22 protein-coding genes and 1 tRNA gene are annotated in these 26,133 nt (G+C 43.7%); 8 read left to right on the top strand and 15 right to left on the bottom strand.

What is annotated here, in order from left to right; translation table 11 throughout:
- The first annotated feature begins 97 nt into the window (after nt 1-97).
- Both tpiA and folP read left to right on the top strand, forming a co-directional pair.
- The gene (tpiA, locus tag F6K63_RS20885) at nt 98-823 is read left to right on the top strand and encodes a triose-phosphate isomerase (RefSeq protein ID WP_287313043.1); all 726 of its coding nucleotides are present in this window, start codon (nt 98-100) and stop codon (nt 821-823) included.
- A 142-nt stretch (nt 824-965) separates the two neighbouring features.
- Nucleotides 966-1,811 (top strand): dihydropteroate synthase, encoded by an 846-nt coding sequence (gene folP, locus F6K63_RS20880; protein ID WP_287313042.1) that lies wholly within the window; start codon nt 966-968, stop codon nt 1,809-1,811.
- 271 nt (nt 1,812-2,082) lie between these two features.
- Here the strand turns inward: folP and F6K63_RS20875 are convergent, their stop codons facing one another.
- The 3 genes from F6K63_RS20875 to F6K63_RS20865 form a co-directional block, all read right to left on the bottom strand.
- Entirely contained in the window at nt 2,083-2,880 is a 798-nt protein-coding gene (locus tag F6K63_RS20875; protein WP_008185722.1) for an SPFH domain-containing protein, read from the bottom strand.
- A gap of 515 nt (nt 2,881-3,395) precedes the next feature.
- On the bottom strand, nt 3,396-4,001 hold the full coding sequence (locus F6K63_RS20870) for a DUF4340 domain-containing protein (RefSeq protein ID WP_044493642.1): 606 nt from the start codon (nt 3,999-4,001) through the stop codon (nt 3,396-3,398).
- A 19-nt stretch (nt 4,002-4,020) separates the two neighbouring features.
- Complete coding sequence (locus F6K63_RS20865; RefSeq protein WP_287313041.1) at nt 4,021-4,143, bottom strand: hypothetical protein; 123 nt, start codon at nt 4,141-4,143, stop codon at nt 4,021-4,023.
- Between the two features lie 150 nt (nt 4,144-4,293).
- Here F6K63_RS20865 and F6K63_RS20860 point away from each other — a divergent pair, with 150 nt between their 5' ends.
- Nucleotides 4,294-5,973: a S8 family serine peptidase gene (locus F6K63_RS20860; protein WP_008185725.1), complete on the top strand. Its 1,680-nt coding sequence runs from the start codon at nt 4,294-4,296 to the stop codon at nt 5,971-5,973.
- Nucleotides 5,974-6,139: 166 nt separating this feature from the next.
- Nucleotides 6,140-7,426 carry a tetratricopeptide repeat protein gene (locus F6K63_RS20855; RefSeq protein ID WP_229419060.1) on the top strand — a complete coding sequence of 429 codons (1,287 nt, stop codon included), beginning with the start codon at nt 6,140-6,142 and terminating at the stop codon, nt 7,424-7,426.
- Nucleotides 7,427-7,511: 85 nt separating this feature from the next.
- Here F6K63_RS20855 and F6K63_RS20850 read toward each other — a convergent pair whose 3' ends face one another.
- Complete coding sequence (locus tag F6K63_RS20850; protein ID WP_287313040.1) at nt 7,512-8,747, bottom strand: methionine gamma-lyase family protein; 1,236 nt, start codon at nt 8,745-8,747, stop codon at nt 7,512-7,514.
- A 76-nt stretch (nt 8,748-8,823) separates the two neighbouring features.
- On the opposite strand from F6K63_RS20850, the gene F6K63_RS20845 reads away from it, so the two are divergent.
- On the top strand, nt 8,824-9,645 hold the full coding sequence (locus F6K63_RS20845) for an acyl-CoA desaturase (RefSeq protein ID WP_287313039.1): 822 nt from the start codon (nt 8,824-8,826) through the stop codon (nt 9,643-9,645).
- Nucleotides 9,646-9,978: 333 nt separating this feature from the next.
- Nucleotides 9,979-10,716 carry a two component system response regulator RpaA gene (gene rpaA / locus F6K63_RS20840; protein WP_008185733.1) on the top strand — a complete coding sequence of 246 codons (738 nt, stop codon included), beginning with the start codon at nt 9,979-9,981 and terminating at the stop codon, nt 10,714-10,716.
- Between the two features lie 135 nt (nt 10,717-10,851).
- Here rpaA and chlP read toward each other — a convergent pair whose 3' ends face one another.
- Nucleotides 10,852-12,087, bottom strand: a complete 1,236-nt coding sequence (gene chlP, locus F6K63_RS20835; protein WP_008185738.1) for a geranylgeranyl reductase — start codon at nt 12,085-12,087, stop codon at nt 10,852-10,854.
- Nucleotides 12,088-12,455: 368 nt separating this feature from the next.
- Entirely contained in the window at nt 12,456-14,276 is a 1,821-nt protein-coding gene (locus F6K63_RS20830) for a serine/threonine-protein kinase (RefSeq protein ID WP_008185740.1), read from the bottom strand.
- Between the two features lie 1,151 nt (nt 14,277-15,427).
- Here F6K63_RS20830 and F6K63_RS20825 point away from each other — a divergent pair.
- A complete protein-coding gene (locus F6K63_RS20825) occupies nt 15,428-16,426 on the top strand; it encodes a glycosyltransferase family 2 protein (RefSeq protein ID WP_008185744.1) in 999 nt (332 codons plus the stop codon).
- A 79-nt stretch (nt 16,427-16,505) separates the two neighbouring features.
- On the opposite strand, the gene F6K63_RS20820 is transcribed toward F6K63_RS20825, so the two are convergent.
- The gene (locus tag F6K63_RS20820) at nt 16,506-17,744 is read right to left on the bottom strand and encodes a DUF445 domain-containing protein (RefSeq protein ID WP_008185745.1); all 1,239 of its coding nucleotides are present in this window, start codon (nt 17,742-17,744) and stop codon (nt 16,506-16,508) included.
- Nucleotides 17,745-18,222: 478 nt separating this feature from the next.
- Between F6K63_RS20820 and F6K63_RS20815 the strand changes: the two genes are divergently transcribed.
- Nucleotides 18,223-19,317, top strand: a complete 1,095-nt coding sequence (locus tag F6K63_RS20815; protein ID WP_008185747.1) for a RuBisCO accumulation factor 1 — start codon at nt 18,223-18,225, stop codon at nt 19,315-19,317.
- Between the two features lie 103 nt (nt 19,318-19,420).
- On the opposite strand, the gene F6K63_RS20810 is transcribed toward F6K63_RS20815, so the two are convergent.
- From F6K63_RS20810 to clpX, 8 genes are all read right to left on the bottom strand, one after another.
- Entirely contained in the window at nt 19,421-20,068 is a 648-nt protein-coding gene (locus F6K63_RS20810; protein ID WP_287293620.1) for a class I SAM-dependent methyltransferase, read from the bottom strand.
- A 52-nt stretch (nt 20,069-20,120) separates the two neighbouring features.
- Complete coding sequence (locus F6K63_RS20805; RefSeq protein ID WP_287293623.1) at nt 20,121-20,414, bottom strand: hypothetical protein; 294 nt, start codon at nt 20,412-20,414, stop codon at nt 20,121-20,123.
- Nucleotides 20,415-20,436: 22 nt separating this feature from the next.
- Nucleotides 20,437-20,520: transfer RNA gene (locus F6K63_RS20800), tRNA-Leu, on the bottom strand.
- Complete coding sequence (locus F6K63_RS20795; RefSeq protein WP_287313038.1) at nt 20,499-21,368, bottom strand: M48 family metallopeptidase; 870 nt, start codon at nt 21,366-21,368, stop codon at nt 20,499-20,501. The genes F6K63_RS20800 and F6K63_RS20795 overlap by 22 nt, the downstream gene beginning before the upstream one ends.
- A gap of 190 nt (nt 21,369-21,558) precedes the next feature.
- Entirely contained in the window at nt 21,559-21,915 is a 357-nt protein-coding gene (locus F6K63_RS20790) for a HesB/IscA family protein (RefSeq protein WP_070394331.1), read from the bottom strand.
- A 253-nt stretch (nt 21,916-22,168) separates the two neighbouring features.
- Nucleotides 22,169-23,281, bottom strand: coding sequence for a tetratricopeptide repeat protein (locus tag F6K63_RS20785; protein ID WP_287313037.1), 1,113 nt, complete (start codon nt 23,279-23,281; stop codon nt 22,169-22,171).
- 530 nt (nt 23,282-23,811) lie between these two features.
- Nucleotides 23,812-24,651, bottom strand: a complete 840-nt coding sequence (locus F6K63_RS20780; protein ID WP_044493593.1) for an alpha/beta fold hydrolase — start codon at nt 24,649-24,651, stop codon at nt 23,812-23,814.
- Nucleotides 24,652-24,785: 134 nt separating this feature from the next.
- Complete coding sequence (gene clpX / locus F6K63_RS20775) at nt 24,786-26,132, bottom strand: ATP-dependent protease ATP-binding subunit ClpX (protein WP_008185758.1); 1,347 nt, start codon at nt 26,130-26,132, stop codon at nt 24,786-24,788.
- Nucleotide 26,133 lies beyond the last annotated feature (1 nt).

Genomic DNA, 26,133 nt, shown 5'->3' with positions numbered 1-26,133 from the left:
TCAGTGACCAGCAAAAGTTAAACATTTCTGAGATAGCCGTAAGTAAAAGCTTTACACTAAATAATGCATTATGGTTTAGAGATGATTTAGTTAAGCTGTGCGGAAAATTGTTATAGCTGGTAACTGGAAAATGTACAAAACTCAAGCGGAAACCGCTGAGTTTTTAAAGGGATTTTTGCCTGAGGTGGAGCAAACTCCCATAGAACGGGAGGTTGTTCTGTGTGGTCCCTTCACCGACTTGGGTGTGATGTCTGAGCATGTACAAAATACTCGTGTACAGATCGGGGCTCAGAATATCCACTGGGAAAATGCTGGAGCCTACACTGGTGAAATTGCTGGTGGGATGCTCAAGGAAATTGGTGTGCGCTATGTCATTGTTGGTCATAGTGAACGGCGTCAATACTTCGGCGAAACTGATGAAACCGTTAATAAACGCCTTCACGCTGCTCAGCGTCACGGTTTGATTCCGATTCTGTGTGTTGGGGAAACGAAAGCACAACGGGATGCTGGTGAAACAGAAGACATTATTACCAAGCAGTTGGAAAAAGACCTAGTCAACGTTGACCAGCAAAATTTAGTGATTGCTTACGAACCAATCTGGGCAATTGGTACTGGAGACACTTGTGATGCATCAGAAGCGAATCGAATCATTGGATTAATTCGCTCCAAGCTAAAGGAAGCTAATGTCCCAATTCAATATGGTGGCTCCGTCAAACCCAAGAATATTGATGAAATTATGGCTCAATCAGAAATTGATGGAGTACTGGTGGGCGGAGCAAGCTTAGAACCTGCGAGCTTTGCCAGAATAGTCAATTATCAGTAGTTGTGATTAGTCATGGGCTAATTGTTAATTGTTAATTGTTAATTGTTAATTGTTAGTTAGCTTATTATTAGTTAGTTAATTGGTTAATTGGTTGATTGCAATGGGCAATTTTCAATTAGCAATTAGCCATGATCTATAAGCGATGGATAAAGGAAAATTAACCATCCAGAACTATTCTTTTGAGTGGGGCAAACGAACCTATATCATGGGTATCTTGAACGTTACCCCCGATAGTTTTAGTGATGGCGGAGAGTATTTTACCCCAGAAGCTGCCTTAAGGCAAGCTCAGGCTCTAGTAGATGCTGGTGCTGATATTATCGATATTGGTGGTCAATCCACTCGACCTGGTGCCGAGCAAATTTCCCTACCCGAAGAACTGAAACGAGTTGTGCCTGTGGTAAAGGCAATGGGTTCAGTGCTGAAGATACCGATTTCTGTCGATACCACTAGAGCATCTGTGGCTAAGGCTGCGGTAGAAGCTGGTGCCGATATGGTCAATGATATTTCCGGTGGCACATTTGACCCAGACATGTTGCCAGTCGTAGGCCAGTTGGGGGTACCAATTGTCTTAATGCATATCCGAGGCACCCCCGTTTCCATGCAAAAACTAACTGATTATCAAGACTTAATTGGGGAAATCTATAGCTTTCTGGAGGAGCAGGTCAATGCCGCAATCGCAGCAGGAATTAAGCGATCGCATATTATTATTGACCCAGGCATTGGTTTTGCCAAAACCGCTGAGCAAAGTGTAGAGATTCTGCGGCAACTGCCTAGGTTTGATGCCCTCGGTCTACCGATGTTAATAGGAGTATCTCGCAAAAGCTTTATTGGACGCATCATCAATCAACCAGACCCCAAGGGTCGAATTTGGGGAACTGCTGCGGCTTGTTGTAGTGCCATTGCCGGTTCAGCAGACATCCTGCGGGTACACGATGTTGACCAGCTCCGTGATGTCTGCCGTGTTGCTGATGCGATTTGGCGTGTTTAAGTATTCAGCATTCAGCTATCAGCATTCAGTTATCAGCATTCAGCTTTTGAATAAAAGAGGTAAGCATTGGTTTAATCTCTGTTACGTTTGCTGACAGCTGACAGCTGACCGCTAAATGCTTTGATGGGCTTTTCCCGAGAGTTTCAATTCTCATTAATCTCGAACTATTAAATTCTCCCATTCGAGGTTTATTTTAAGCTGACCGCTGACCGCTGACCGCTGACCGCTGACCGCTGACCGCTGACCGCTGAATTATTACATTGTTATTGCCCTAATTACTTTCGCCCACAGATTCAGTTTGAAGCAAATCAGTCATGGCTTCGCTCAGTGCTTTTGGATCCATAAAGACGACTTTAGAATTGTTGCTTTCACTTAATTTTTCATTAGCTTCTACATAGCGTTGAGCAATCAGGAACTGTAGGACTTTCTGAGTATTAGCTTGCTCTTGAAGAGCTTTGGAGATCATTTGGATCGACTCCACTGTACCTTCAGCCTGTAAAATTTTGGCTTGTTTCTCACTCTTAGCAGCTCGTTCCTTCTCTAGGGCATCGATAATAGTCTGGGGTGGTTTAATCTCTTGCACCTCAACCCGCATCACCTTGACTCCCCAATCAGCAGAGGCATCATCTAATTGTTGCAATAAGTTCTGATTGATTCTGTCTCGGGAGGCATAAGTCTCGTCTAATTCCATCTGACCAATGGTAGAACGCAGAGTGGTCATGACTAAATTTTCAATCGCCTCATGAACATTATCTACAGCATAAAAAGCTTTGTACATATCTAAAATTTGCCAATACACGATCGCATCGACTTCTACCTGAACGTTATCTTTGGTGATTGCCTGCTGGGGTTCAATGTCCAAAATCTGCTCACGGGTACTCTCTTCTACGGCAATCTTGTCTATAAACGGAACTACATTGTAGTTAAGACCAGGGTCTAGTTTTTTACGATACTTACCAAAACGTTCTACTAGAGCTTCATTTCCCTCTTGGACAACTTTTGTCGTACCTACGGTGTAGCCAAAGGCTACTAAAATAATTGGGGCGAGTATGCTAAGAAGAATATCCATAGTGTTTTAGATCCTGTTAGAAGATTAATAAATTCACGCTTTGCTGCGGCTAGCATTTCCTAGAAATAACTTTATCAATAGAAGAGCACAAAATGTGTGTATAGATAACTTTCACTCTAGCCACCCCTGGGTTGAGTGTCAAAGCTGTTATCAACACTACGGGGAAGCTAACTTCTGTGGATGAGGGGTATTCCCCTCACCATTCCCCTAACCTATACTTAGAAACTGAGAACACAACAGAGGGAAGATCCGCAACAACTAAAAAAGTAGGTTATCAAAGTAGATTTAGTTTAAGCATTCAGCCGTGAGCCATTCGCGAACGCGAATGGCCTTGGCTCACGCTACTTGAGGTGCCGTCAGTGCTCAGTAGTCAGCTGATTTTATTCAAAAGCACCGATTGCGCTACGCGCACGCTGCGCCAACAGTAGCCTGGCCATTCCCGTAGCGTGGCCTTTGGCTGATAGCTGATACGCGACACGCTGATACGCGACACGCTGAATGCTTACAATTTCGTACTAGTCAGTTTTTTCAGCAGCAGATGGCTTGTCTTCTTCAGCCTTGTCCTGATTAACCAGCCATTCTGAGAGGGGGCGTGAGACAGCATACTGAAAGTCCACTGGCACTAACAGCACCTGCAACTGCTCAGATTTGGAATCCAGTGGTAGGACTTGAGCATATAGGAAACTGCGAGTAAAGTCCAAGTTGCCTAAGATCAGCTTCGGACTGTCCTGATTTTTCAGTTTCACTGTTATAGTTGCTGAGGGCTTGTCTAATCCATACTCTGGAAGTTGGTCAGGGCTAACCGTCAGAATGCGATCGCTTTTGCCCTGAGCCAGCAAGTTCAACAAAAAGGAAACAACCGCATCACTAGCTGTCGCCTCTTTGGGCTTTTTCATCCGCCAACCCGATTCTGGCTCACTGGCTCGCTCGAATACTAAGGTCTTGTCATCACTATTAACAGTAAACGATTGAATCTCGTCTTCAGTGAAATTAAATATCGGTTTTTTATTAATTTTAGCAGCTTCTCGCTTTTCAGAACCCTGAATTTCATAAATATATACACCTCCCCCCAGGAGGATGGCACAAATGACTAAAATCAGAGTTGTCCTTTGTAGTTTCATCAGTTTAAACTGCATCGATCTAAACACAGCTTAATACGTTATAGCGGTTCTCAATTGGGTGAGGTACACCTCCCAAGGGAGTAGGGAGTAGGGAGTAGGGAGTAGGGATCTGGGAACAGCGGATCTGGGAACAGGAACCCACCCCTAACCCCTCCCAGGAGGGGAAAAGAGGGAACAGGGAAAAATCCTGTTTACCTCACAAATATGAGAAACGCTATAGCTAGATCTAGCTAAGTCTTTGGGAGATTGCTAAGTAGTCGGAGATCAATAAACGCGCTCTGTGTAAAGAATTATGAAAATTCCGATCCAAAAAACACTGGTATGGCTATTGGGTGGTTTAGGTATCTCAGGGGTAATCGCGCCAGCCTTGGGATTAGATACATCAATCTCAGAAGCTGGTATTAATGTCTATCGGTTACACCAACCTCCCTATAATTTAACCGGTCGCAAAATTGCCATTGGGCAAGTGGAAATTGGTAGACCTGGATTATTTGGTAAGGATAAGGCCGCTATCAAGAATCGGACAGTAACTCCTGCGGGAGTATTTTATCGCAACACCCCCGCAAAACCGAATACCCATGTTGATGAACATGCGGCTATGGTAGCAGCTGTGATGATTAGTCGAGACAAAGCCTTTCGGGGAGTAGCACCTGGGGCAAAACTCTACGCTTCAGCAGTTGGTTCCCTGTCTAGGAGTGGACAACCGGAAGAGTGCCTCGCGGCTCAGCATATTGCTCAGCAAAATGGCTCCGATGTGCGGGCAATTAATTTTAGTTTTGGTGAATCCCTACAGCGGGACCCGAGGGAGGAAGCGGTGCTGGATGGCAATGCGCTGTTAACTCTATGTATCGATTGGTCAGCTAGGGTGCATGACGTCTTGTATGTGATTGCTGGCAACCAAGGCAAAGGGGGCATTCCGATCCCCACAGATAATTTTAATGGTATCAATGCAGCATACACAGCCAAGCGTCAGGGAGTTTTTAATAAGGTAGACTTTGCTAACTTGAGTGCTTTACCAGTTGGTATTGGTCGTCGTCTGATTCGGCAAGAAATTAATGTTGGTTCTCGCCGCTCGATTAATTTGGTAGCTCCTGGCAACAAGATATCGTTGTATGACCTCAAAGGTAAAGTGACTAAGGTCAGTGGTACCAGTTTTGCTGCTCCCCATATCACTGGTGTTGTAGCATTGCTACAGGAATTTGGTGATTCCGCTTTGCGCAAGCTGCGCTCAAGACAACAAAAACTATTCTTGATGCAGTCCCTCAGAGCGGAAACCCCCAATACCGGGCTGCATCGCTTGTGGATGAATTGGAGTACAGATTCCCGACGCCATGAAGTAATGAAGGCAGTGTTGCTTAATTCTGCTGACAAAATTCAAGATCTCGGTGATGGGATGCTACTAGGCATGAGCCGCACGATTCGGGCAAAGGATAATCACCACTGGTTAGAGTCTGATGCTTACCAAGACCCCAAAATTCCTCTGGATATGCAGATGGGGACAGGACATCTAAATGGGTTTCGAGCTTACCAGCAATTTAAACTCGGCCAATGGAGTCCCAGTGGCATTGGAGTGCCACCAGTGGGTTGGGATTACCGTACTGTGGAGAAATCATCTGATCGGGACTATGTGTTAACAAAACCCTTAGCAGAAGGAAGTTTTATCTCTTTAACTCTGGCTTGGGACCGTTTGGTAGAGTTAGAGGATGACAATAATAATGATGCTTATGATCTTGGGGAGAGTTTTAGCGATCGCGGTTTGAATAATCTTGACCTCTATTTAATGCCAGTCGGAGAAGAGGACATTACCAAAAGTGTCTGTGCTTCTATCAGTGAAGCGGATGCTGTGGAACATATTTTCTGCCAAGTCCCTGCTCAAGGTCGCTATAAAATTCGGGTTCAGTATCAACAACAGGTTAATCAGCCGTCTCAAGCTTATGCTTTAGCTTGGTGGACAGTTCCAGATCCCAAATGATAGGCAACAGAGGCAAGAGGGCTAAGCTGCTAGCTTTGAGCAAAAACTTGGCTCGAAAAATAAAAACTTGATTGGGGATTCATCCCATGGTGCCCTTACGGGTCAGATCTCAAGATTGAAGGCGCTAGAAGCTAAAGTTACAATCTAGCTAAAGTAGGAATGGTAGTTGATTCACAATAGAGTTGGAATGGAGGAAGAGTTTTACTACCGAGGAATAGATAAAATTCGTCAAGGAGACTTGAACGAAGCAATCGAGGAATTTGACAAAGCCTTAGAGATTAATCCGAACTTCGCCGAAGCCTACTATAAACGAGCTATGGCTCGCTTTGACTTAGGGGATCAACAAGGCGCGCTTGCCGATTATACTCAGGCTTTACAAATCAATTCTGAAAGTATTGAAGTTTATTTCGGGCGGGGTTTGGCTCGATTGGCACTGGGAGATGCCACTGGAGCAATAGAAGATGCCAATCAAATACTTAAGATTAATCCTAATCAGCCTGCAGCTTGTAAGCTTCAAGGTAGTGCCTACCGTAAGTTAGGAGATAATCAGGCTGCGATCGCATCATTTAAACAAGCAGCTCAGCTCTACCTAGACCAACAAGATAAATTAAATTGTCGTCGTTGTCTTGAGAGTATCAATCAAATTCAACAACAGCAAATACTAGCTTTAGGTCGAGCCCAGACTAACGATTTTTGCCATCAAGCAATAAATAAAGTTAACACAGGCAAGTACCGAGAAGCCTTAGAGGATTTCAACTGGCTCCTTGAGGTTGACCCCAAAAATGCCCAAGCTTATTGCTATCGAGGTATTGTTCACTGCAAACTCGGTGATTACAGGAGAGCCATTCAAGACCTTGGTCAAGCTATGGAACTAAATCCCCAAGATGCTCAGGTTCGTTACCATCGAGGATTAGTACGAATTGAATTGGGAGATTACCGGGGAGCTATTGATGACTTGACCAAGTTACTACAAAGTAATCCGGAAAATCGGGACGTCTTAATCCATCGGGGTAATGCCTATATCCAGATGGGAGACTATCGCCAAGCCATCGAAGATTATTCCCGAGTTATTACTCTTAAACCCAATGATGCTCAATCATATCGTTATCGGGCAACCGCTCGTGAAAAGTTTGAAGATCTACGGGGAGCATTTGAAGATTATCAACAAGCGGCAAACCTGTATTTCGATCAACAAGACTGGACTAATTATCGGAAACTGCTCGATAAACTCAAACAGCTACAGCCATTACAACTGACCGAGGGGTCGAGCAATCGAGAATCACAAGCACCATCAAATATCAAACCTAGTAGGGAGTTGCAACAAAGACTACTAAGACTGGTAGGAGGACAATCCGATATCGCCACACGCCTACTTGACTTGGCTAAGGGAAAATACCCAGGGATGCCAGAAAAATGGTATTGGGAGAAGGTGATCAAGGATTTAGAACGATAGCGCTATAATAATTGAAATATTGATAAAACTAGCGACAATTAATCATTCAGCTTATGCGCTACAGATGGTGCTACTTGAGGTGCTATCAGCTATCAGCTGTTGCGATTGCTTCAATGGCAGCTTCTAATGCGATCGCAATATGAGTCCAATGGGTTCCTCCCTGACAAAACACAATATAAGGCTCCTTAAGCGGACCATCGGCAGAAAATTCTGACGTACTGCCATCAATAAAAGTCCCCCCAGCCATCACTAACTGACTCTCATAACCCGGCATTGCGGCTGGGACAGGGTCGAGGTAGGAACCTATCGGAGAATGCTGTTGTATCCCTCGACAGAAAGCGATTAATTTTTCCGCTGAACCCAACTCAACTGCTTGAATTACATCCCGACGGGGTACCATCGGTGGGGGATTGACAGGATAACCAAGTTGTGCTATAGTATGAGCGATTAAATGACTCCCTTTGAGGGCTTCACCAACCATTTGGGGAGCTAGGAATAATCCTTGAAACAGCAATCGATTTTGATCGAAAGTTGCCCCACCTGAACTACCAATCCCTGGAGCAGTCAGACGACAGGTAGCCGCTTCAACTAAGTCAGCTTTTCCAGCTACATAGCCTCCAGCAGTAGCAATCGTTCCCCCAGGATTTTTAATCAAGGAACCCGCCATCAAATCTGCACCTACTGCTGTCGGTTCTTGCTCTTCTACAAATTCCCCGTAACAGTTATCGACAAAACAGATAGTATCAGGATTTTGTTGTTTGACAAGCTTGACAATTTTTTCTATTTCTGATATTGAAAGACTCTTTCGCCAAGAATACCCACAGGAACGCTGAATGAAAACCAGGCGGGTATTCTCTCCCACCGCTGTTGCCAAAGCTGACCAATCCAAACTTCCCTCACTAGTTAGGGACAACTGGCGGTAACGAATCCCAAATTCTAGTAGGGAACCTTGACCATCACCTCGTAAACCAATCACCTCTTCCAAGGTATCGTAAGGGGCACCGGCAATCGCTAGCATTTCATCACCAGGACGCAGTACCCCAAACAGGCAAGATGCGATCGCATGGGTTCCGGAAACAAATTGTACCCGTACAGCTGCAGATTCAGCTCCCATGACATCAGCAAACACCATGTCGAGAGTTTGGCGTCCTAAATCATCATGTCCATAGCCCGAAACACTAGCAAAGTGATGCACTCCTACACGATGTGCTCGAAACGAATCCAAGACCTTTTTGAGATTTTGCTTGACGGCGGTGTCAATACCATAAAAGATCGGAAATAGTGCTTTTTCTGCTGCTTGCAGCCGTTGAGAGCTGTTCATTCCCAAAATTCGCGCCTCGAAATTTTAGATCAAAGAGAGCGGGTTTTTACAATTTGTATCCTATTAGACTTACTGCATGACAATTGCTACTTCAGATAATCTTCGTTTAGATTGGGTCGTTATATCTTATATGGCCTTTATTCACCTAGCAGCGCTGTTTGCCTTACTTCCGAGCAACTTTAACTGGACAGCAGTGGGCTTAATGATCTTTTTCCACTGGGTGACAGGGGGCTTGGGAGTAACTCTGGGATGGCATCGCTTAGTGACTCACCGCAGTTTTCAGACACCCAAGTGGTTAGAATACTTCCTAGTTTTGTGTGGTACCATTTCCTGTCAAGGAGGAGTGATCGATTGGGTAGGACTACATCGCATCCATCATTTGCACTCTGACACCCAACCGGATCCCCATGACTCCCATCAAGGGTTTTGGTGGAGTCACATGGCTTGGATGTTGCATAAAATTCCTGCTGATGAGCAAATTTCTAAATTCACTAAAGATATTTCTGGAGATCGGGTTTATCAGTTTTTGGATAAGTATTTTGTGCTTGTTCAAGTGGTTCTAGGACTGTTGCTGTATGCCATGGGTGGCTGGCCATTTGTAGTGTGGGGGATTTTTGTGCGGCTAGTACTGGTGTTTCACTGTACCTGGTTTGTCAACAGTGCTACTCACAAATTTGGTTATCGCACCTATGAGTCTAATGATTGCTCAAAAAACTGCTGGTGGGTAGCCCTACTAACCTATGGCGAAGGCTGGCACAACAATCACCATGCTTATCAGTATTCTGCAAGGCATGGCATTAAATGGTGGGAAATTGACCTGACTTGGATGACGATTCAGTTCCTACAACAGCTGGGTTTAGCCAAAAACGTGAAACTGATTAGTCCTGAACAGACATAAGTTTCCCTAGGGTAGTACCTTGAGTGCTACCCTGCCAGTTGCCGAGCGGCTTCAGTTCTGAGGGCGGCTTAGTTGTAAAACCTCCTGAGCAGCAGAGTATACTCCGGTTTCCAAAGTGCAAGCACCATGGATTTATCCTGTCTACTTCAGGACTTATGACTCTAGCACTGAGGCTTAGGGAGTTTCTGGTAAAATTATAAAATATTAAAAATTCTTAGCTTTTGTTTACAAAAAACGTAAAGTCTGCCTTTATAATCGTATAAGTATTGTTACTAATCTCAAATTGTTCTTATCGAACGTTAACGGATACACCTTAGCAACAACTCCTTAGTGATGCCCCGGATACTGGTCATCGATGACGACCCCGCAATTTCAGAATTAGTCACCATCAATTTGGAGATGGCTGGCTACGATGTTAGTCAAGCAATGGATGGCATCAAGGGTCAGGCTCTAGCTCTGCAACTGCAGCCAGACCTGATTATGTTAGACTTGATGCTACCCAAGGTAGATGGTTTCACCGTCTGCCAACGGTTACGTCGGGATGAACGCACTTCCGATATTCCAGTATTGATGTTGACTGCCCTAGGTCAAACCCAAGACAAGGTAGAAGGCTTTAATGCTGGTGCCGATGATTATCTCACCAAACCCTTTGAACTCGAAGAAATGCTGGCGCGAGTGCGAGCATTACTACGGCGCACAGACCGAATTCCCCAAGCTGCTAAGCATACGGAAATACTGAACTATGGTCCTTTGACCCTAGTTCCAGAAAGGTTTGAGGCGATTTGGTTTGATAAAACCGTGAAACTGACCCATCTGGAGTTTGAACTACTGCACTGTTTACTGCAGCGCCATGGTCAAACTGTTTCTCCGAGCGAAATCCTTAAAGAAGTTTGGGGGTATGACCCTGACGATGATATCGAAACCATTCGAGTGCATATTCGTCACCTGAGAACCAAGCTAGAACCTGATCCCCGCCATCCTAAGTACATCAAAACCGTTTATGGAGCAGGTTATTGCTTAGAGTTACCCAATACAGAAAAGACCCTAGAAGTGACTTCGGCGACTGCCTAGGATGAAATTGGTAATGTCAGAGGTACTACAAATCTACCTTCTTAAGCTAGAGTGGAAAGCCCCCGCCCTTAAGCCGGGGGTAAGCTTTCTCACCGTTAGTCAGTTGGCTAATTCTGATCAAAAATTGATCAAGTTCTAGGGAGCCAAGGCATTGCCCCGCAACAAGCTACCAATTGTCTTCGCTGTAATCTTCATTTGGATAAGAGGATTAGCAGGTACAACGGTTTTATAGAGATAGCTATCGAAAGTCAGCCGCTGCACATCCTTGTCAGCACACATCTCTACAAAGGCTTCTCGGCTAGCATCGGAGTTATAGAAAACTCGTTGTAGAATATCTAGGACTTTGTAGGTCATGCCGTATTTCTTATCCCAGCGCTTCAGGTAAAGCTTGAGGTCACTCTCTGTGGGGATACGGCTACCGCCATTAGAGGTTTCCACAATGGTTTCAGCACACATGCGAGCTGATTTAGCCGCAAAGTAAATCCCTTCCCCAGAGGATTTAGTTACTGTTCCAGCAGCATCACCTACCAAAGCTACCCGACCAACTACACGTCTAGGTCTGGGATGCTCAGGAATCGGATGGGCTTCCACTTTGATAATTTTTCCACCCACAAGTTTTTTAGCCGCACGGGCGCGAATCCCTGCTTGTAGCTTTTTGATCAGGGATTGGTTGACCCTCATAGTGCCGGTGCCAACAGCAACGTGGTCGTATTTAGGGAAGACCCAGGCGTAGAAATCAGGAGAGACATCATTACCCACATACATTTCTGCCAGGTCTTGGTAGTAATTCATCATGTTCTCTGGCAAACTGATGCGCTCTTGGAAAGCGATCGCATAATTGTAATCCCCAGCATCAATTGCTTTGGCAACCCGGGAATTTGCCCCATCAGCTCCAATCACCACATCTACTTTCAAGGTTTTGTGGGTTCCCTTGACACTGCCATCAGAATGGTCAGAATAATAGATGGTATAGGGTTGAGAGTTACTGGTGGGAATATCGAGTTTATAAACGGTGCCATTAATTAAGTTAGCCCCCAACTCAGCCGCACGATTGCGCATGAACCCATCAAGCACCTCGCGACGGCACATCCCAATATATTCGTTTTCCTTTTCTATATGGATATCAACTTCAAGATCAGACGGTGAGATCATCTTCATGTTTCTCACTTGCCGGTCAATAATTTCTGGTGGCAGGTCAAACTCACTCACCATACATAGTGGAATCGCACCACCACAGGGCTTAGCATTGTCCAGCTTACGCTCAAACAAATAGGTTTCGATTCCTGCTTTAGCTAACGTCTCGGCAGCAGAAGAACCTGCTGGTCCCGAACCAACTACTGCAACCCTTAGTGCTGGCATGTTTTCTCCCATGGTTTTTTAAGCTACGGAATGCATACTATCATGGACTTTCCTGTGATCTGAAGCTTCCCTAATATTTGGGGTCAAGTTGCAATACACCTTAACAAAAGTTCGTCACATTACTTAACAATTACAGCGGTGATTGGTCATTTTCATCGTTACCGATTAATTGTTAAGATTAATTATTAATTATTAATTATTGTGTAATTTTTAGTAATTGTTATTGTTAATGGTTAATTCTTAATTAGACCGAGCTTAGACCTGTTGGGAAATAAGAGAAAATATCGATAGTGTAGGCAAATCGGTAAAGTAATACCAATTCCTCAAAGTAGGACTACAGATGCAGATGATCCGAGAGTCGAGTTTTGGAACTACTGAATTTAGCGTTGCAGTTTCTTCCGTGCCTGCTGACGTAGCTTCAGGGCATTCCGGTGGTTAGGTTCAATCTGGAGTGCCTTATTTAAAGAAGTGATTGCCTGATTAAAGCGTCCTAGTGTCATCTGAGCTTCCCCCTTAGTCATCCAAGCCTCTGCCAAATTTCGTTGAAGTGCGATCGCTTTCTCCAAAGCCGTAATCGCCTCAACAGAACGACCCAACTTTTGGAGGGTTATTCCCTGTGAAAGCCAAGCTTCCGTTAAATCTGGCTTGAGAGTAAGGGCTTGGTTATAGAGTCTAAGGGCTTCTACAGACCTTTGCTGTTGGTCAAAGGCTTGACCAAGGCTCCACACAGCTTCTGGATAGTTAGGTTTGAAATGTAAGGCATCATTACAAGCAACAATTGCCATCTCCGGCTTTTGGAGTTTATTCAGACTGTAGCATCTGCCCCAATAGGCTTCCGCAAAATCGGCTTTTTTAGCGATCGCTTGGTCGTATAGTTTGAGAGCTTCCTGGTACTGTCGAGATTTCCGCAACTGCTCAGCTTCCTCTAAAAATTGCTCTTCTGTAACCGTAGCCTCAGTCTTATAGTCAGTCTTATAGTCAGTCTTATAGTCAGTCTTATAGTCAGTCTTATAGTCAGTATTTTCACCAGTCGGTTGAGCAGATAGAAAAGTTTTCCACAGCAGCAAGCTGACCCCCAAGATAGTTATCGATACAGTAATTAACCCCAACTTCACCAATCGTTGCGGAATAGATACTGTTGTCAAGTTAGTTGCTGAACCTCTCGAATGTTCGGTGAGGTCAAGTTGAGGCGTAGTTCTACTTTGACTCCTGGTCATCATTGACGAGTGGACTGTAGTTTTTGGTAGGTTCCTAATGTCGGGAATTGGGAGTTCCATCCCAGACTGGCTTTCCCTGGTAATTTCCTGAGTAGGGATTTCTTCCTCAGCTTCAGACAACAGTTGCTGTGTTGGTAAACTAGCCAATACCTCTAGAGCGTCAGTTGCTGTCCGATAACGGTCACGGAAATCATAGCGCACCATAATGTCAAGAATATGGGCCAACTCTGGGCTAACCTGCTTTGCGTAGTGTTGCCAATCAATTTCACTAGTTATGGGATTTTCCTTCAAGTTTTTGGGATGAACCCCAGTTAATGCCTGGATACCAACCATCCCGACAGCATAGATATCACTGCTAAAGCGGGGCTTTCCTGCCAATTGCTCATGGGGCATATAGCCCTGGGTGCCTATAGAAACCGTTAAATGAGTTTCCCCGGTTTCAGGATTAATCTTTTGGCTACTGACTTGCTTAACAGCACCAAAGTCAATCAGCACGATTTTCTCGTCCCCTTGGCGGCGGATCAGGTTAGAGGGCTTAATATCCCGGTGGATAATCTGTTGTTGATGAACAAAGGCCAATACCTGTAGAATGTCTGTTAATAAAGCAATAACTCGCTCTTGTGAACACGGATCACCCTGGACAAGTTCTCGATTCAAAGGTTGTCCTTCAATCAATTCCTGAACCAGATAAAACTGCTGATCTTCCTCAAAATGTGCTAGTAGGCGAGGGATCTGGTCATGATTACCTAGCTGGTAGAGAAATCGAGCTTCTCTATCGAAAAGGCGTCTTGCCATTTGCAGCGTTGCCGTCTGTTCGGTTTGGGGCAAAAGATGTTTAACCACACATCGGGGTTGATTTGGCAAATGTATATCTTGTGCCAGGAACGTTCGACCAAACCCACCAGATCCCAGTTGGTTGATAATTTTGTAGCGTCCGCCTACTAGGGCTTTTGCAGGTTTTGTCTGTGCAGATAAGCGGCTCATCGAGGGGTTAGTGATGACTACCTAATTATGATTCCAAATTCAGTAAATATACCATTGATTTGGATCCTAAAGCCAGTTATACCACAAAGAAAGTTAACATTACCAGTTGTTTAATTAACCCTCAACTCCCTCGTCTTGGTGCCCGTTCACGCTTAGCTTTTAAAAAGCGCAGGGTCCCACGGCAACATTAACTTTTTCCTTGACTATCGGACATTAAGAGACTTGTCCCTTAATCAGCTCAACTAACGATAAGTGACTCAAATGAGGGAGTAAGCTGTCACCCATTGAAATTGTGCATGGGGCTGATGGTCAGATGGTCAGATGGCGAGATAGTCAGAGGGTAGACCGGCTTTTGCAGAAGTGGCTCGGACTGAAATTTCAATAGAGCTCTGCGGAAAATACTCAATACCTCTGTGCAACTAGCTCTAAAAACGCGATCGCCAATTTCAATTACCAGTCAGTTTCTAGCTAAAAATAGGTACTTGAGCTAATTGATGTTAATAAATCAGCCTTTTAAAGAGGGTTATACTCATTGTTTATTTCGACAAAAAAAGTAATCAATTATTATAACGCCATTATATTGGGGGGATTAGTGCCCCAAATCTTAATCTCAATAACCCCAAATACAGCTAATTATCTGTTCATACTTCCTGGGATTCTTTATCGATGATGTTTTGACAAACATCATATCACCCATCAGCAACCAAGATGCGCTGCTCTACATAGATTTGAATTTGACCATAGCTGAACAAAATCCCATCAGAGTGCATAATACCCATAAGACCAGTATTAAACCAGCCTTAAAACCCCCTACCCCCTTTTAAAATTACCAATTCATCGAGTATGCTATGGCTATACCCTTTTGTCAGGATAGTAGCTTGGCCGCAAAACAAGCGGTTGCTTAGGTCTACTTTCTGAGATCTTCTTCCAGAAGTGGTACAAAAGCGTACAAAGTACGGCTGGCTATCGCCTTTTGGCTCTTAGCTCAGAGATTACCTCTGGGATGATTTATGTCAGTCGATAAAATCATTACCTTAAACCAGTATTTTTCGACCAAACTTTTATAAATTAATCCAAGACTACCAACCAGATAATGCCAACAAAATTTGGTCATTACTGACTTTTAACCTATGGTATAAATAATTTATTTCATGAATACATCTGTCTCAGTAGTTATCACCACCTTTAATAAAGCCCAGTACCTCGAACAATCAGTAAAGAGTGTACTAGCGCAAACATTTTCCCAGATTGAATGCATTATTGTCGATGATGGCTCTACCGATAATACCCGCCAAGTTGCTGATCAGTTAGTCCACTACCACCCAGAGATACAGTACTTTTATAAAGACAATGGAGGGGTATCGTCTGCTCGTAATTTTGGCGCTGATAAAGCCACTGGAGAATGGATTCAATTCTTAGATGCTGATGATTGGATTCATGAAGATAAAATCAGATTTCAATTGAGCTGTTTAGAGGGAACTGGTGATAATGTAGTATTTTACTCCGACTATGAACGGGTCTATGTTGATCAAAACGAAAACATTATTGAAACCAAGCCTCATGTTGTTGGTGCTCTCACCAAAGAACAGCTCATCGAACGACTGCTAATTTGTCCAGATTTTCTGGCAGATTCTCCTTTTCCCTTGTTACAGCAATCGATGCTGTTCAAGAAAAAACTCTTAGACCAGAGAAATTTTGATACTCGCCTGAAAGCCTGTGAGGATCGAGAATGGGTATTAGAACTTCTGCAACGGAACGTCAGATTCGTCCATACTCCAATCATCGGAGCCTATTATAGAAAACACCGCTTCAATCTCACCGATAATAGCTCACTGATGCGGGAGTCTTACATTAAGTATTTTGAAATTGTCTTGACAAATCACCAAAAATTAGTTAGCTTATGCCAGAAAAGTATTAAGTATTTGATAGAAAAAAGTTTTGAGGAAAAAGACCAGGAAAGTTTTACCAGATTAGCTAAATTAGTGGAATTACCAGTAGATCTGCTCAATGGCAAAATTAAAGTTAATCATCGTTGGTTATTAAATTTACTCTATTGGCTCAGAACGATGATACCAAACTTTTTACTATACGAAAGATACCGAGGTCCCCGTTCTCGTAAACTTTTATCCATCATTAGCCGTCGGTCTTAGCATAAACTGGGATAAAAGTCCCGTTCCGTAGAATCAGCCTCAGGATAAATCCTAGAGAGCATCCTGATTAAATTCCTGATTAAATTCCTCCTGTCAACAGCAGCAACACTGTTTGAAATAGTCCCACCATCACTCCTAAAATACCCCCTAAATTCACAATAGCTTGTAATTCACTTTTCACTAAAGTCTGAATCGTGATTTCCATATCTTTTGGAGAAGTAGCGTTTACCCGTTCAACAATCACCTCATCAATAGATAAAATCGGAATCACTTCAGTCATGATTTTTTCCAAATCCTCCTCCAGGTAGCGCTCTATAACCAAAGCGAGTTCCTTGCTAATCATTGTCAACGATGTAGTCATAATTGCTGAATCTCGGAGCCGATTAACAATTAAGGCAGACACTTTTTCCCAGTCAATAGATTGATTTAATCCTTGTATAAATTCAGCACCCCCCTCTTGAATATAAGCACGCACCGAATCCCGCATAGTTTTCCGTAGTTGTCTCACTGTTGACAAAGGCAGATTTTGCAATGAAACATTTTGCAACCATTCCCGCAAGCGATCGCGAGTTCCTAGAGCCACAATTAACTCTTCGATGCGAGCATTAGTCGCTTCTTTTTCGTCAAGGCAAAAGCTTCGCAGGCGGATCAAAGCATTGCGTATACCAAATAAATTTGCCACTACCCAGTATGTCCCACTGGACTTTTCCCGAAAGTCTTCATCAATGATTTGAATGTTGCGGTCAGTTAGGAAATCAATAACTGCCTGTCGCAAAATATCTGGGGGGAGTACTACTTTTAATATCCACTCAGAAAGCTTCCGAGCTTGTTCTTGATCCAGTCGAAACTCCAATAAAATCTGGTCAAAAACATGGTTAAGTTGGGCTTCTAGGAAATCCTTACGACGGGCTAAGACTTTTAGCATACGTGGCAACGATTCCCCGATCAAGTCTCGGAGAATCCCAGCAAGAATATGAGCTGTTTTCTGTTGCTTATCCGACCGGACTTGATCTAGCGCTAGGTTTAATAGCCACAAGATCGCTCCTTCCACACGTTCAGTATGGAGCAGACGCTTTGCCAAACGCTGTAACTCTGTTGGCGTCAGCAGAGAACCCATAATAGTGTCAGCAACTCGCCTAGCCAGCCGTTCCTGGTTGCGAGGAATTAAACCTGGTGTAAAAGGTAGCTGACGCTTACCGATGTAAATTGGTCTGTAGGGACGGAACAACATTTTGATGGCTAAATCATTGGTGAAATAGCCAATAATTCCCCCAGCTATGGGAGGAACAAACAACAATAATAGGTTAAACAGATCCAAAACAAAAATCGAGTTGTGTAGAACTTAAAAAGCAGGTAATAGGTAAGTTTAAAGTATGATATAAAAAGTCATAAGTTTACACTAGTTATAGCATTTATTAAATAGGTGAGGTACCACGCTCTGGGGGGTTTAGGGAGTATATAGTAGGGAGTAGGTAATAGGGAATAGAGAACTTCCGTTAAGGGAATAGGGAAAAAATCCTGTGTACCTCATTACTAGTAGAAACGCTATATATGGCTGCGGTTCCTTAACAATTATTAGGTTTGAGGATTAATTTAAAGATGCACCATCCCTCACCTTTATCATTATTGCTGCCTTTACACTTGCTATCTTCATCTTTTATACTTCAAGAATTTATTTAATGCCCAATCTCTATTGTAGGCTTTTTCCAAAAGTGACATCCTGCTACACTAAACCCGAACGGGATATAATACACATTGCCGTTGATGGCACTGTTCGTTTTCTTTTTCTTTAAACCATGACTGAAGTACCACCAGGCTCTCCTGAAAGTCACCCTCAAACCAATTCAGAACAGATAAATGCTGAAGATTTATTAACCTTACTGCGGCGCAAAGAACGCAACTGGGTGGAGTGGGGTCAAGCCTGTCAGCAGCTACAAAAAGCTGGCTACAGTTCTCAGGTAATTTTTGAAGAAACTGGGTTTGAGCCAATTCAACAGAATCAAGTGATGGTGGCATCTCAGGTTTACACAAGTTTGATTACAGTCGGGGTGTCCGATGAAGTGCGATCGCGTTTTGAGAGTACTGGTAGCGATTCCCTGTACGAGTTGCGGATTCTCACCCAAGAGGAACGAGCTGCTGCTGCTGAATTTCTCGTTGCTAGGAACTTGAACTCCGAAGGAGCCCATGAAGTTGCCAAAGCACTCAAGACCTTTTCCCGCAGAAGCCGTCCACCGGAGGGATTCACCAATCATCCTGGTGATGCTGTTGCCTATCAGTATTGGAAACTTGCCAAACAACACAATGATTTGCAAGAACGTTCTCGTTTGATTGCCCGAGGCTTGATGTTTGCTCATACTCAACAAGCCCGGCAACAAATCGAAGAATTACTCACAGGAGCGTTTGGTAGCACTCAGCGTCCAGCCCCCAGATTACCCATATACCGCCTCGAAGCTGAAGAAGATTTGCCCCGTTTGCTTCCGGTAGTGGGTGCCTTACCCCTGACAATAGCTGATCTCAACCAGGTTCCTAGAACTGACTATAAGGGCACTTTTAGTATAGTTAAGGGGCTTCGAGAGCAGATGTTCGCCGCAGTACCGGGCTGGCAGGTAGTTTTGAAGGCACAAGATCCAGTGGTGATTTTGTGTAACAGTAATCAGCTGCCTATTCAACAGAATAACAAACCTGAAGAGATTTTGCTTATTATTGACCGCTCACAGCAGCAGTGGGATGGGGACAGCTACTTTTTGGTTGAAGAATCAGGACAGTTAGAGATTAAGTGGTTTCCAGATTCTCCTGATATTAGTTTTTTGGGACGCCTCATCCTAGTATTACGACCGAAAAAAATTCTGGATGAAGCATTAAGTCAAGATGTCTGGCAAATTGATGAGTAATTAGTCATTAGTTATTAAGTTAGTTAATTTCTGTTTTGTTGACTCTTGACTCTTGGCTGTTGACTCTTAAAAATTACCCTCAACAAAACCCTTTTCATCAGGCTCAAGTAGTTCGATTAGCCAGTACTGCATAGAATGGATCGCCTAAAGTGATCCCAAGCTGTAGCAGAAAAGTAGGAAGCGGGGATGGTCGAGCAACAACCTCAGGCGAACTAAATCCAGGAATAGACTGGTAATAGGTTTTCACTAACTCCACTCGACTTGTCTCGGTCCCATCTCGCCAGGACTGAATCGCCTTTTGAAAAAACATTCGGTTAGAAAAGCTAATAATTGCCATTCCCCCTGGTTTTAAGACACGATGAATCTCAGCAAAAACTTTTTCAGGGTACTGAAGATACTGAACTGAAACAGCAATCAGCACAGCATCAAAGTCTTGGTCAGGCAATGGCAATTGCTGGTTTTGATTCAAGTCTTGGATAAAGTAGTGATTAAGTCTAGGATTTTTGACCAATTCTTCCAGATTCATCCCATGCCCCTCAACATGAGCAAACTCCATGTCTTCTGGTAAGTGAGAAACCCAACTGCTCATGAGATCGAGGATTCGCGTGTTGGGTTGTAGTCGTTCCCGGTAGAGGTTTACCAGCTGATCGATAAAGCCCTCATCGACATGAGTCACAAACCGTGGAAATGAATAGAACAGAGCATCATCGCTCTCATCCAATTTACTGCGTTGAAGGCGCTGGTAGCTCATTTTCTGATATGTTACGTATCTTACTCACGAATATTATAAAGATTTATGAAGTTTATGGTAAGTATTTCTGAATTTGGGTTATTGCAAGGAATATTTTGAGGCGGTTAGACAGGATTCTACAAAAAAAATAGGGAAGAGCATTAATATCTCTTCCCCATTGTTGATTTTTGTATTGATTTTGGTTGTCTTGGCTTCGGTTTTGGAGTGCTTTCCGACTTTGCTTAAGCTTCCGGCGCAGCATCTGAGTCTGTTTTTTCAGTTGTTTGCGCCGCGCAGAGCCTCCTTTTCCTTTCCAGTTACGTCCTTGTCGGCGGGGCGATTCCCACCGTTTTAGTCGTTGTGCCATCAATCTTGCCCCTTAGTTACAGTGGGCGGGGAGAGACTCGAACTCTCATGACCATAAGGCCGCCACATTTTGAGTGTGGTGCGTCTACCAATTTCGCCACCCGCCCGTTTGGGCATCTCCATTATTATAACTAATTAACCGCTGATTTAACAAGGACTGATAAGATTGAGAACTTGCCCAACGGTCAATTTCTCGCGCCCGTAGTACAGGTAAGGGATGGCTCAGTTGAGAGATCTGCAATTGTTGGAGTACTTGACCCAGCTCAGTATCACCAACACTATCGTAAGCCCTAGCTTGAGCAATAAACGCATCTAGGTTCAGTTGTGGTGCCAGAGTTGGCGAACCACCAGCTAGTTTCATCAATACAGACATGACCACTCTCGGATTTTGAGTAGCCAGTAAAGCAGCGCGATCGCAACTAAATTCCGCACATCTTAGCCACTCTAACATCTTCTCCTGTATGCTTTGAGCAATGAGCATCCCCCAATTGGGAATTAAACTAGCCGCTAATACCATGATATTGAGCGGTGTCAGGTACACCCCATGTTCACATTTGAGATGACCCAGTTCATGGGCAATAACCGCCTGAATTTCCTCTGGTGTCAGGAGATCAATTAAAGAGGTGTGCAAAACAATGAAAGGCTGTTTACCCCGCATAGCGAAGGTATAGGCATTGGGAGCGGGATTTTGCTGCACATAAAGCTGAGGCGGCTCTAAATCTAAAGTTGTGCAGGCATCTTCGAGTAGTTTATGAAGATGGGGCAGTTGATTTTGCCCCACCAAGATACTAGCAGCGATATTGTTCAGGTAAAAAAACTGTTCCGCCACAGGACCTAGTAAATTTCGCACCACCAAGTCTATCCCTGGCAACTGTTTCAGGGCTGTGGTTGCTTCCAAATCTAGGGGATGACGAAAATGATCTGCCTTCAGACCAAATAGTGATGTTTTAGTCATTAGTCATTACTTATTACTCTAGGACTTACCCAAAATCTCTGGCTCAAGCCTAATCTATTGTAGGGGTACAAGCTTTGCGGCCTAACTAGATATAGCGCTACCTATAAGCGCAAACTATATAGCGCCACTACCTAAGTCCTCTATTCCTTGGTGGTGGTCTTGAACTGACAGACTTTCAACTAACCATGCCCTAAACGCTAAACGACTTACCACAGCCACAGCTTTGATTGGCATTGGGGTTGGTGAATTGGAATCCACCACCAATCATAGCATCGCTGTAATCCAGTACCAGACCGTAGAGATAAAGCAGACTTTTTGGATCACAGATTATTTTGAAGCCATCGTAGTCAAAGATTTCATCATTCTCCCGAATGTTACTAGGTTCTTCAAAATCCATCATGTAAGACAGTCCTGAACAGCCTCCCTGGCGAACACCAACTCGCAGGTAAAGGTCTTTTCCTTGACTTTGTTGCAGGGCTAAAACGTGCTTTAGAGCTTTGTCTGTCAGTTGAATACCTTTTTGCTGTGACTCAGTTGCTTGTGCCATTGCTTACTTTTGACTCCTAATTTTGCTTGGTCTTAAGTTGTTGTGCATCTTAAATAAAGATAATTATCAGGCTCTAACCCAAGATTTAGCTTAGAGTGTCTCATCAAACTAGATCCTTCACAGCTTATAGCTGAATCAGCTCTGCCAGTTCACAGTTTTGTTGTTTATCGATAATTATCTAATTTGCGTGAAATGGGAATTATCGGGGGTTTAGATTTTAATTGTAACGAGTCTTTAGGCTACCATGCATTAATCATTCTACGTTATGGTTTAACCTTCCACCGTGACTAAGATACTGGCTAATCTCTTCTTCACTAACTCGGTAACCACAGTTAATAATCATCTTCTGTACTTGTTGGCTGCACTGCACCCCTTGCTCAGATATACCCAGACAGTTATAAACTGTCCTGAGTTGAGAGAATTCAGCCTTTTCATGGAACAAGCTCTCCCCCTCCCCAGGATGGGCGATTTCTTGCCAAAGTCTTAAGGCTTGTAAGTGATACGCTAAGGCATGGGGGTAATTTCCCAAGTGGTAGTGAACCGCTCCGATATAATCCAAGCTTCTGGTGTTACGATGAAGTGATTTACTCAGTTCCTGACCAATCTCCAAAGCTTGATGATAGAAATCCAATGCCCGTAGTTCCTCACCTAGTCGGAAGTAAACTGTGCCAATCCTCTCAAGAGTAGTTAACTTCCGACTAGAGTAACGAGAGGATGTTTTTTTTTCGTGAATGCTTAGGGCTTGCTCCAAGACAGCTAGAGCTTGACGGTATCTTCCAAGCTGGGTATAAGCTTCCCCTATATTTTCCAGTGCTCTGCCTTCGCCCTCAACTGAATTGCCCGAGTTTTGAAAAATCTTCATCGCTTGGCGAAAGCATCTCAGAGCCAGTACTGGTTGATGCCAGCTATTGTGAATTTCCCCTAGGTGATTAAGGATTTTAGCAATTTCTGAATGATCTTGAGTTTTTTGGAAAATCCTCAATGCTTTTAGATAAACCTTAAATGCCTTATCATCCTGGTTAGTCTGGCAATAAGCCATTCCGAGATGATGAAGAATGACGCCTAAACTCTTGGGCGAACCAATATCATTGGCCATTTGTAAACTTTGCTTGAGACACTTGATTCCCCAGGCATACTCTCCCAAACGGCAATGAACTAACCCAATGCGTTTGAGAGTATCCACTTGACCAGCCAAATCTTCCTTAGTTTGACAAATTGCTAAGGTGTTTTGCAGTGTTTTGAGTATATTTTGTAACTGACTTTGGCGATACTTACGAGGTTGAGGCTGGACAGGGTCATCTCCTGCACTCTTGTTTTGGTGTTGCTCGACTTCCGTTTCAACTAGATTCTGAACCAGATGTGCCATAGTAATATTGCTCCCTGATGTAGATGGGGGGGATGATGGAGCCAAAGAAACTTGAGTAGCCCATCTCCCTTGCTCATTTTCAGCAGTTATGTCTCTGTTTTACCTCGGTTACCAGAGATAAGATTACTCACAACTTGCTGTATATTCCTAAATATATTTTTCAGTAAGTTAAGGAAATTATTGAGCTATTTATAAAAATTAACATCAGTAGCCTGTGCACACTAATCTGGAAAGACCTAGTTGCCGTCATACATACTACCTTCTTTCCCAATGTCCCCCTCAACAAGTTGCCGAGGATGCGCTTCTTGAAGCGAACTCACTCTCAAAATCTGTCCGGAGAAGCGTCATACCTACTCGAATAAGGAAGTAGTAGATGCACCCTGATCACCGCCCCCAGCTTTTACAGCTTGGGGGTTTCCTGATTTTTTAAGCTATTCCTCTGGTGTTCAGTTTTCTGAGCAATAACCACTTATTTCCCCCGAAGAGTAGTAATTTCTTTAAGCCTCAGCTAACACAAATAAACTCAAGCCTCAGCTAACACAAATAAACTCCCGCACCTGCTCTAGATAAATCCCTGGAGCCTCCAACATCGGAAAGTGAGCTGTATCAGGAATTTCAACATACTTGACTTTTTGACTTAATTGTGATGCTCTACGTCCTAGTGCTGAAGGAATAATTTTGTCGTATTCACCAGAAACTAGCAGGGTTGGCACCTTTAACTGAGCAAACTTATTAGGCATTACCTCCGCCGCATACTTACTAACCGCAGTCAGCATTGTTCCCAAAGCTGCCTCATGATCTGCCATTAGGTAATCTGCCAAAAAATCCCGGCTCACTGCCCTAGGTAGGGGATGGTGCAAAAATCGCATCATGAACAGTGTACTGGCCAAGGGAATATTTAACAACCAACCGGGGCGGAACTTTACTACTAACTCACCAACTTTGTGAAAAGCGGTGAAGGATTTCTCGTCATAATCAAAAACACCGCTATTATTCAAAATTGCCTGCTCAACCCGCTCAGGATAACGATTGAGAAACATGGTAGCAGCAGATGCGCCTAGGGAGTGGGCATTGATATAGATACGACTAACTCCCAGGGTATCTAACAACACCGCTAAATCTTCAGCATAGTCCTCCATCTCATAGGTCAAGTTTGTCCCCTGTTGGGGTAATTTTGACCTACCAAACCCCTTTAGGTCATATAGGAGGCAGTCAAAGGTATTGGATAGAGCTTTAGCGGTACTTTCCCAGTAGCGAGACGAACCACACCAGCCATGGATAAATACCATCACAGGTTTATTTCCACAAGCTGTTGACTTCTTTACCCATTCATAGTAGTGTTCTACACCCCGAATTTGAATGTAAGGCATTTTTCGACCTTTGTCCTTTGTTAATTGAAAATCAACAATCAAAAATTAATAATAAACAATTAACAATCAACAATTAACAAGCAATAAATTTTATTTTGACCAATGACAAATGAAAAATTACTACTATGCTACTACTATGCTGATTCTGGCTTTGGCAATGAAGAAGGATGAACCAATAGTTCAGCAGTGGAGCGCTTCTCTACCATTTCCCTAGTGATTGTACAGCGAGTGACATCCTTACGAGAAGGCAACTCGTACATCACTTCCAGCATCAATTCTTCCACAATGCCCCTTAACGCCCTAGCACCAGTTTTACGACGGTAAGCTTCCTGGGCCAGCGCTCGAATTGCATCTGGCATAAACTCCAAGTTAACATTGTCCATCTTCAACAGCTTCATATACTGTTTGACCAGTGCATTCTTGGGTTCTGTCAAAATTGCCATCAGGGCTTCCTCATCCAGGGGTTCAATGACCGCTACCATTGGTATGCGACCAATGAACTCAGGAATCATGCCGAATTTCACCAAGTCATCTGGCTGCAAGTGTCGCAGAATATCTGCTGTGCGCTTTTCCTTCGACTGATTCTCTCCAGGCTGAATAAATCCCATGGAACGCTTGCCTAGGCGTTGCTCAACCACCTTATCCAAACCAACAAACGCACCACCGCAAATAAACAGAATATTGCTGGTGTCAATCTGAATGCAGTCTTGATAAGGATGTTTGCGTCCACCTTGAGGCGGGACATTAGCAATTGTTCCTTCTAGCATTTTCAGTAATGCTTGCTGGACTCCTTCCCCAGAAACATCCCTGGTAATGGAGGGATTTTCACTCTTGCGGGCTACCTTATCGATTTCATCGATATAGATAATCCCTCGCTGGGCTTCCTCCACATCCAGATCTGCCACTTGCAATAGTCGCAGTAAGATGTTTTCTACATCTTCGCCAACATAACCAGCTTCTGTCAGGGTTGTGGCATCTGCCACAGCAAAAGGCACATCTAATATTTTGGCTAAGGTTTGGGCGAGTAATGTTTTACCACAACCAGTAGGACCAATTAGAAGAATGTTGGACTTTTGTAGCTCTATGCCATCATCGATTATTCCCTGACCCTGACCCTGAGCTTTAGATTGGAGCAAGCTTAGGCGCTTGTAGTGGTTGTACACAGCAACTGACAGAACTTTTTTGGCTTCCTCCTGACCAATCACATGGTCATCTAGATACCGTTTAATTTCCCTGGGTTTGGGAATCTGATTCATGGAAATGCGGTTGGCACGGGGACGACGTTTCTTGGCAGGTTCTGGTCGAGGAGCAGGCTGGGGAGCAGGCGCACCGGAATCAAGTAACTCCTCATCTAAAATTTCATTACATAAATCAACACACTCATCACAAATATAGACTCCGGGGCCAGCAATTAATTTGCGTACTTGCTCTTGAGACTTACCGCAGAAGGAACATTTTAGATGGGAGTCGTATTTAGACATA

The organism is Moorena sp. SIO1G6, from assembly GCF_010672795.1.
Classification (GTDB): domain Bacteria; phylum Cyanobacteriota; class Cyanobacteriia; order Cyanobacteriales; family Coleofasciculaceae; genus Moorena; species Moorena producens.
This window is presented reverse-complemented; position numbering and strand designations above follow the sequence as displayed.

What these genes read in the sequence shown, in the direction of transcription:
- folP (WP_287313042.1), top strand. Translation starts at nt 966, where the DNA reads ATGGATAAAGGAAAATTAACCATCCAGAACTATTCTTTTGAGTGGGGC.
- F6K63_RS20875 (WP_008185722.1), bottom strand. Translation starts at nt 2,880, where the DNA reads ATGGATATTCTTCTTAGCATACTCGCCCCAATTATTTTAGTAGCCTTT.
- F6K63_RS20870 (WP_044493642.1), bottom strand. Translation starts at nt 4,001, where the DNA reads ATGAAACTACAAAGGACAACTCTGATTTTAGTCATTTGTGCCATCCTC.
- F6K63_RS20860 (WP_008185725.1), top strand. Translation starts at nt 4,294, where the DNA reads ATGAAAATTCCGATCCAAAAAACACTGGTATGGCTATTGGGTGGTTTA.
- F6K63_RS20850 (WP_287313040.1), bottom strand. Translation starts at nt 8,747, where the DNA reads ATGAACAGCTCTCAACGGCTGCAAGCAGCAGAAAAAGCACTATTTCCG.
- F6K63_RS20845 (WP_287313039.1), top strand. Translation starts at nt 8,824, where the DNA reads ATGACAATTGCTACTTCAGATAATCTTCGTTTAGATTGGGTCGTTATA.
- rpaA (WP_008185733.1), top strand. Translation starts at nt 9,979, where the DNA reads ATGCCCCGGATACTGGTCATCGATGACGACCCCGCAATTTCAGAATTA.
- chlP (WP_008185738.1), bottom strand. Translation starts at nt 12,087, where the DNA reads ATGGGAGAAAACATGCCAGCACTAAGGGTTGCAGTAGTTGGTTCGGGA.
- F6K63_RS20830 (WP_008185740.1), bottom strand. Translation starts at nt 14,276, where the DNA reads ATGAGCCGCTTATCTGCACAGACAAAACCTGCAAAAGCCCTAGTAGGC.
- F6K63_RS20825 (WP_008185744.1), top strand. Translation starts at nt 15,428, where the DNA reads ATGAATACATCTGTCTCAGTAGTTATCACCACCTTTAATAAAGCCCAG.
- F6K63_RS20815 (WP_008185747.1), top strand. Translation starts at nt 18,223, where the DNA reads ATGACTGAAGTACCACCAGGCTCTCCTGAAAGTCACCCTCAAACCAAT.
- F6K63_RS20810 (WP_287293620.1), bottom strand. Translation starts at nt 20,068, where the DNA reads ATGAGCTACCAGCGCCTTCAACGCAGTAAATTGGATGAGAGCGATGAT.
- F6K63_RS20805 (WP_287293623.1), bottom strand. Translation starts at nt 20,414, where the DNA reads ATGGCACAACGACTAAAACGGTGGGAATCGCCCCGCCGACAAGGACGT.
- F6K63_RS20795 (WP_287313038.1), bottom strand. Translation starts at nt 21,368, where the DNA reads ATGACTAAAACATCACTATTTGGTCTGAAGGCAGATCATTTTCGTCAT.
- F6K63_RS20790 (WP_070394331.1), bottom strand. Translation starts at nt 21,915, where the DNA reads ATGGCACAAGCAACTGAGTCACAGCAAAAAGGTATTCAACTGACAGAC.
- F6K63_RS20785 (WP_287313037.1), bottom strand. Translation starts at nt 23,281, where the DNA reads ATGGCACATCTGGTTCAGAATCTAGTTGAAACGGAAGTCGAGCAACAC.
- F6K63_RS20780 (WP_044493593.1), bottom strand. Translation starts at nt 24,651, where the DNA reads ATGCCTTACATTCAAATTCGGGGTGTAGAACACTACTATGAATGGGTA.
- clpX (WP_008185758.1), bottom strand. Translation starts at nt 26,132, where the DNA reads ATGTCTAAATACGACTCCCATCTAAAATGTTCCTTCTGCGGTAAGTCT.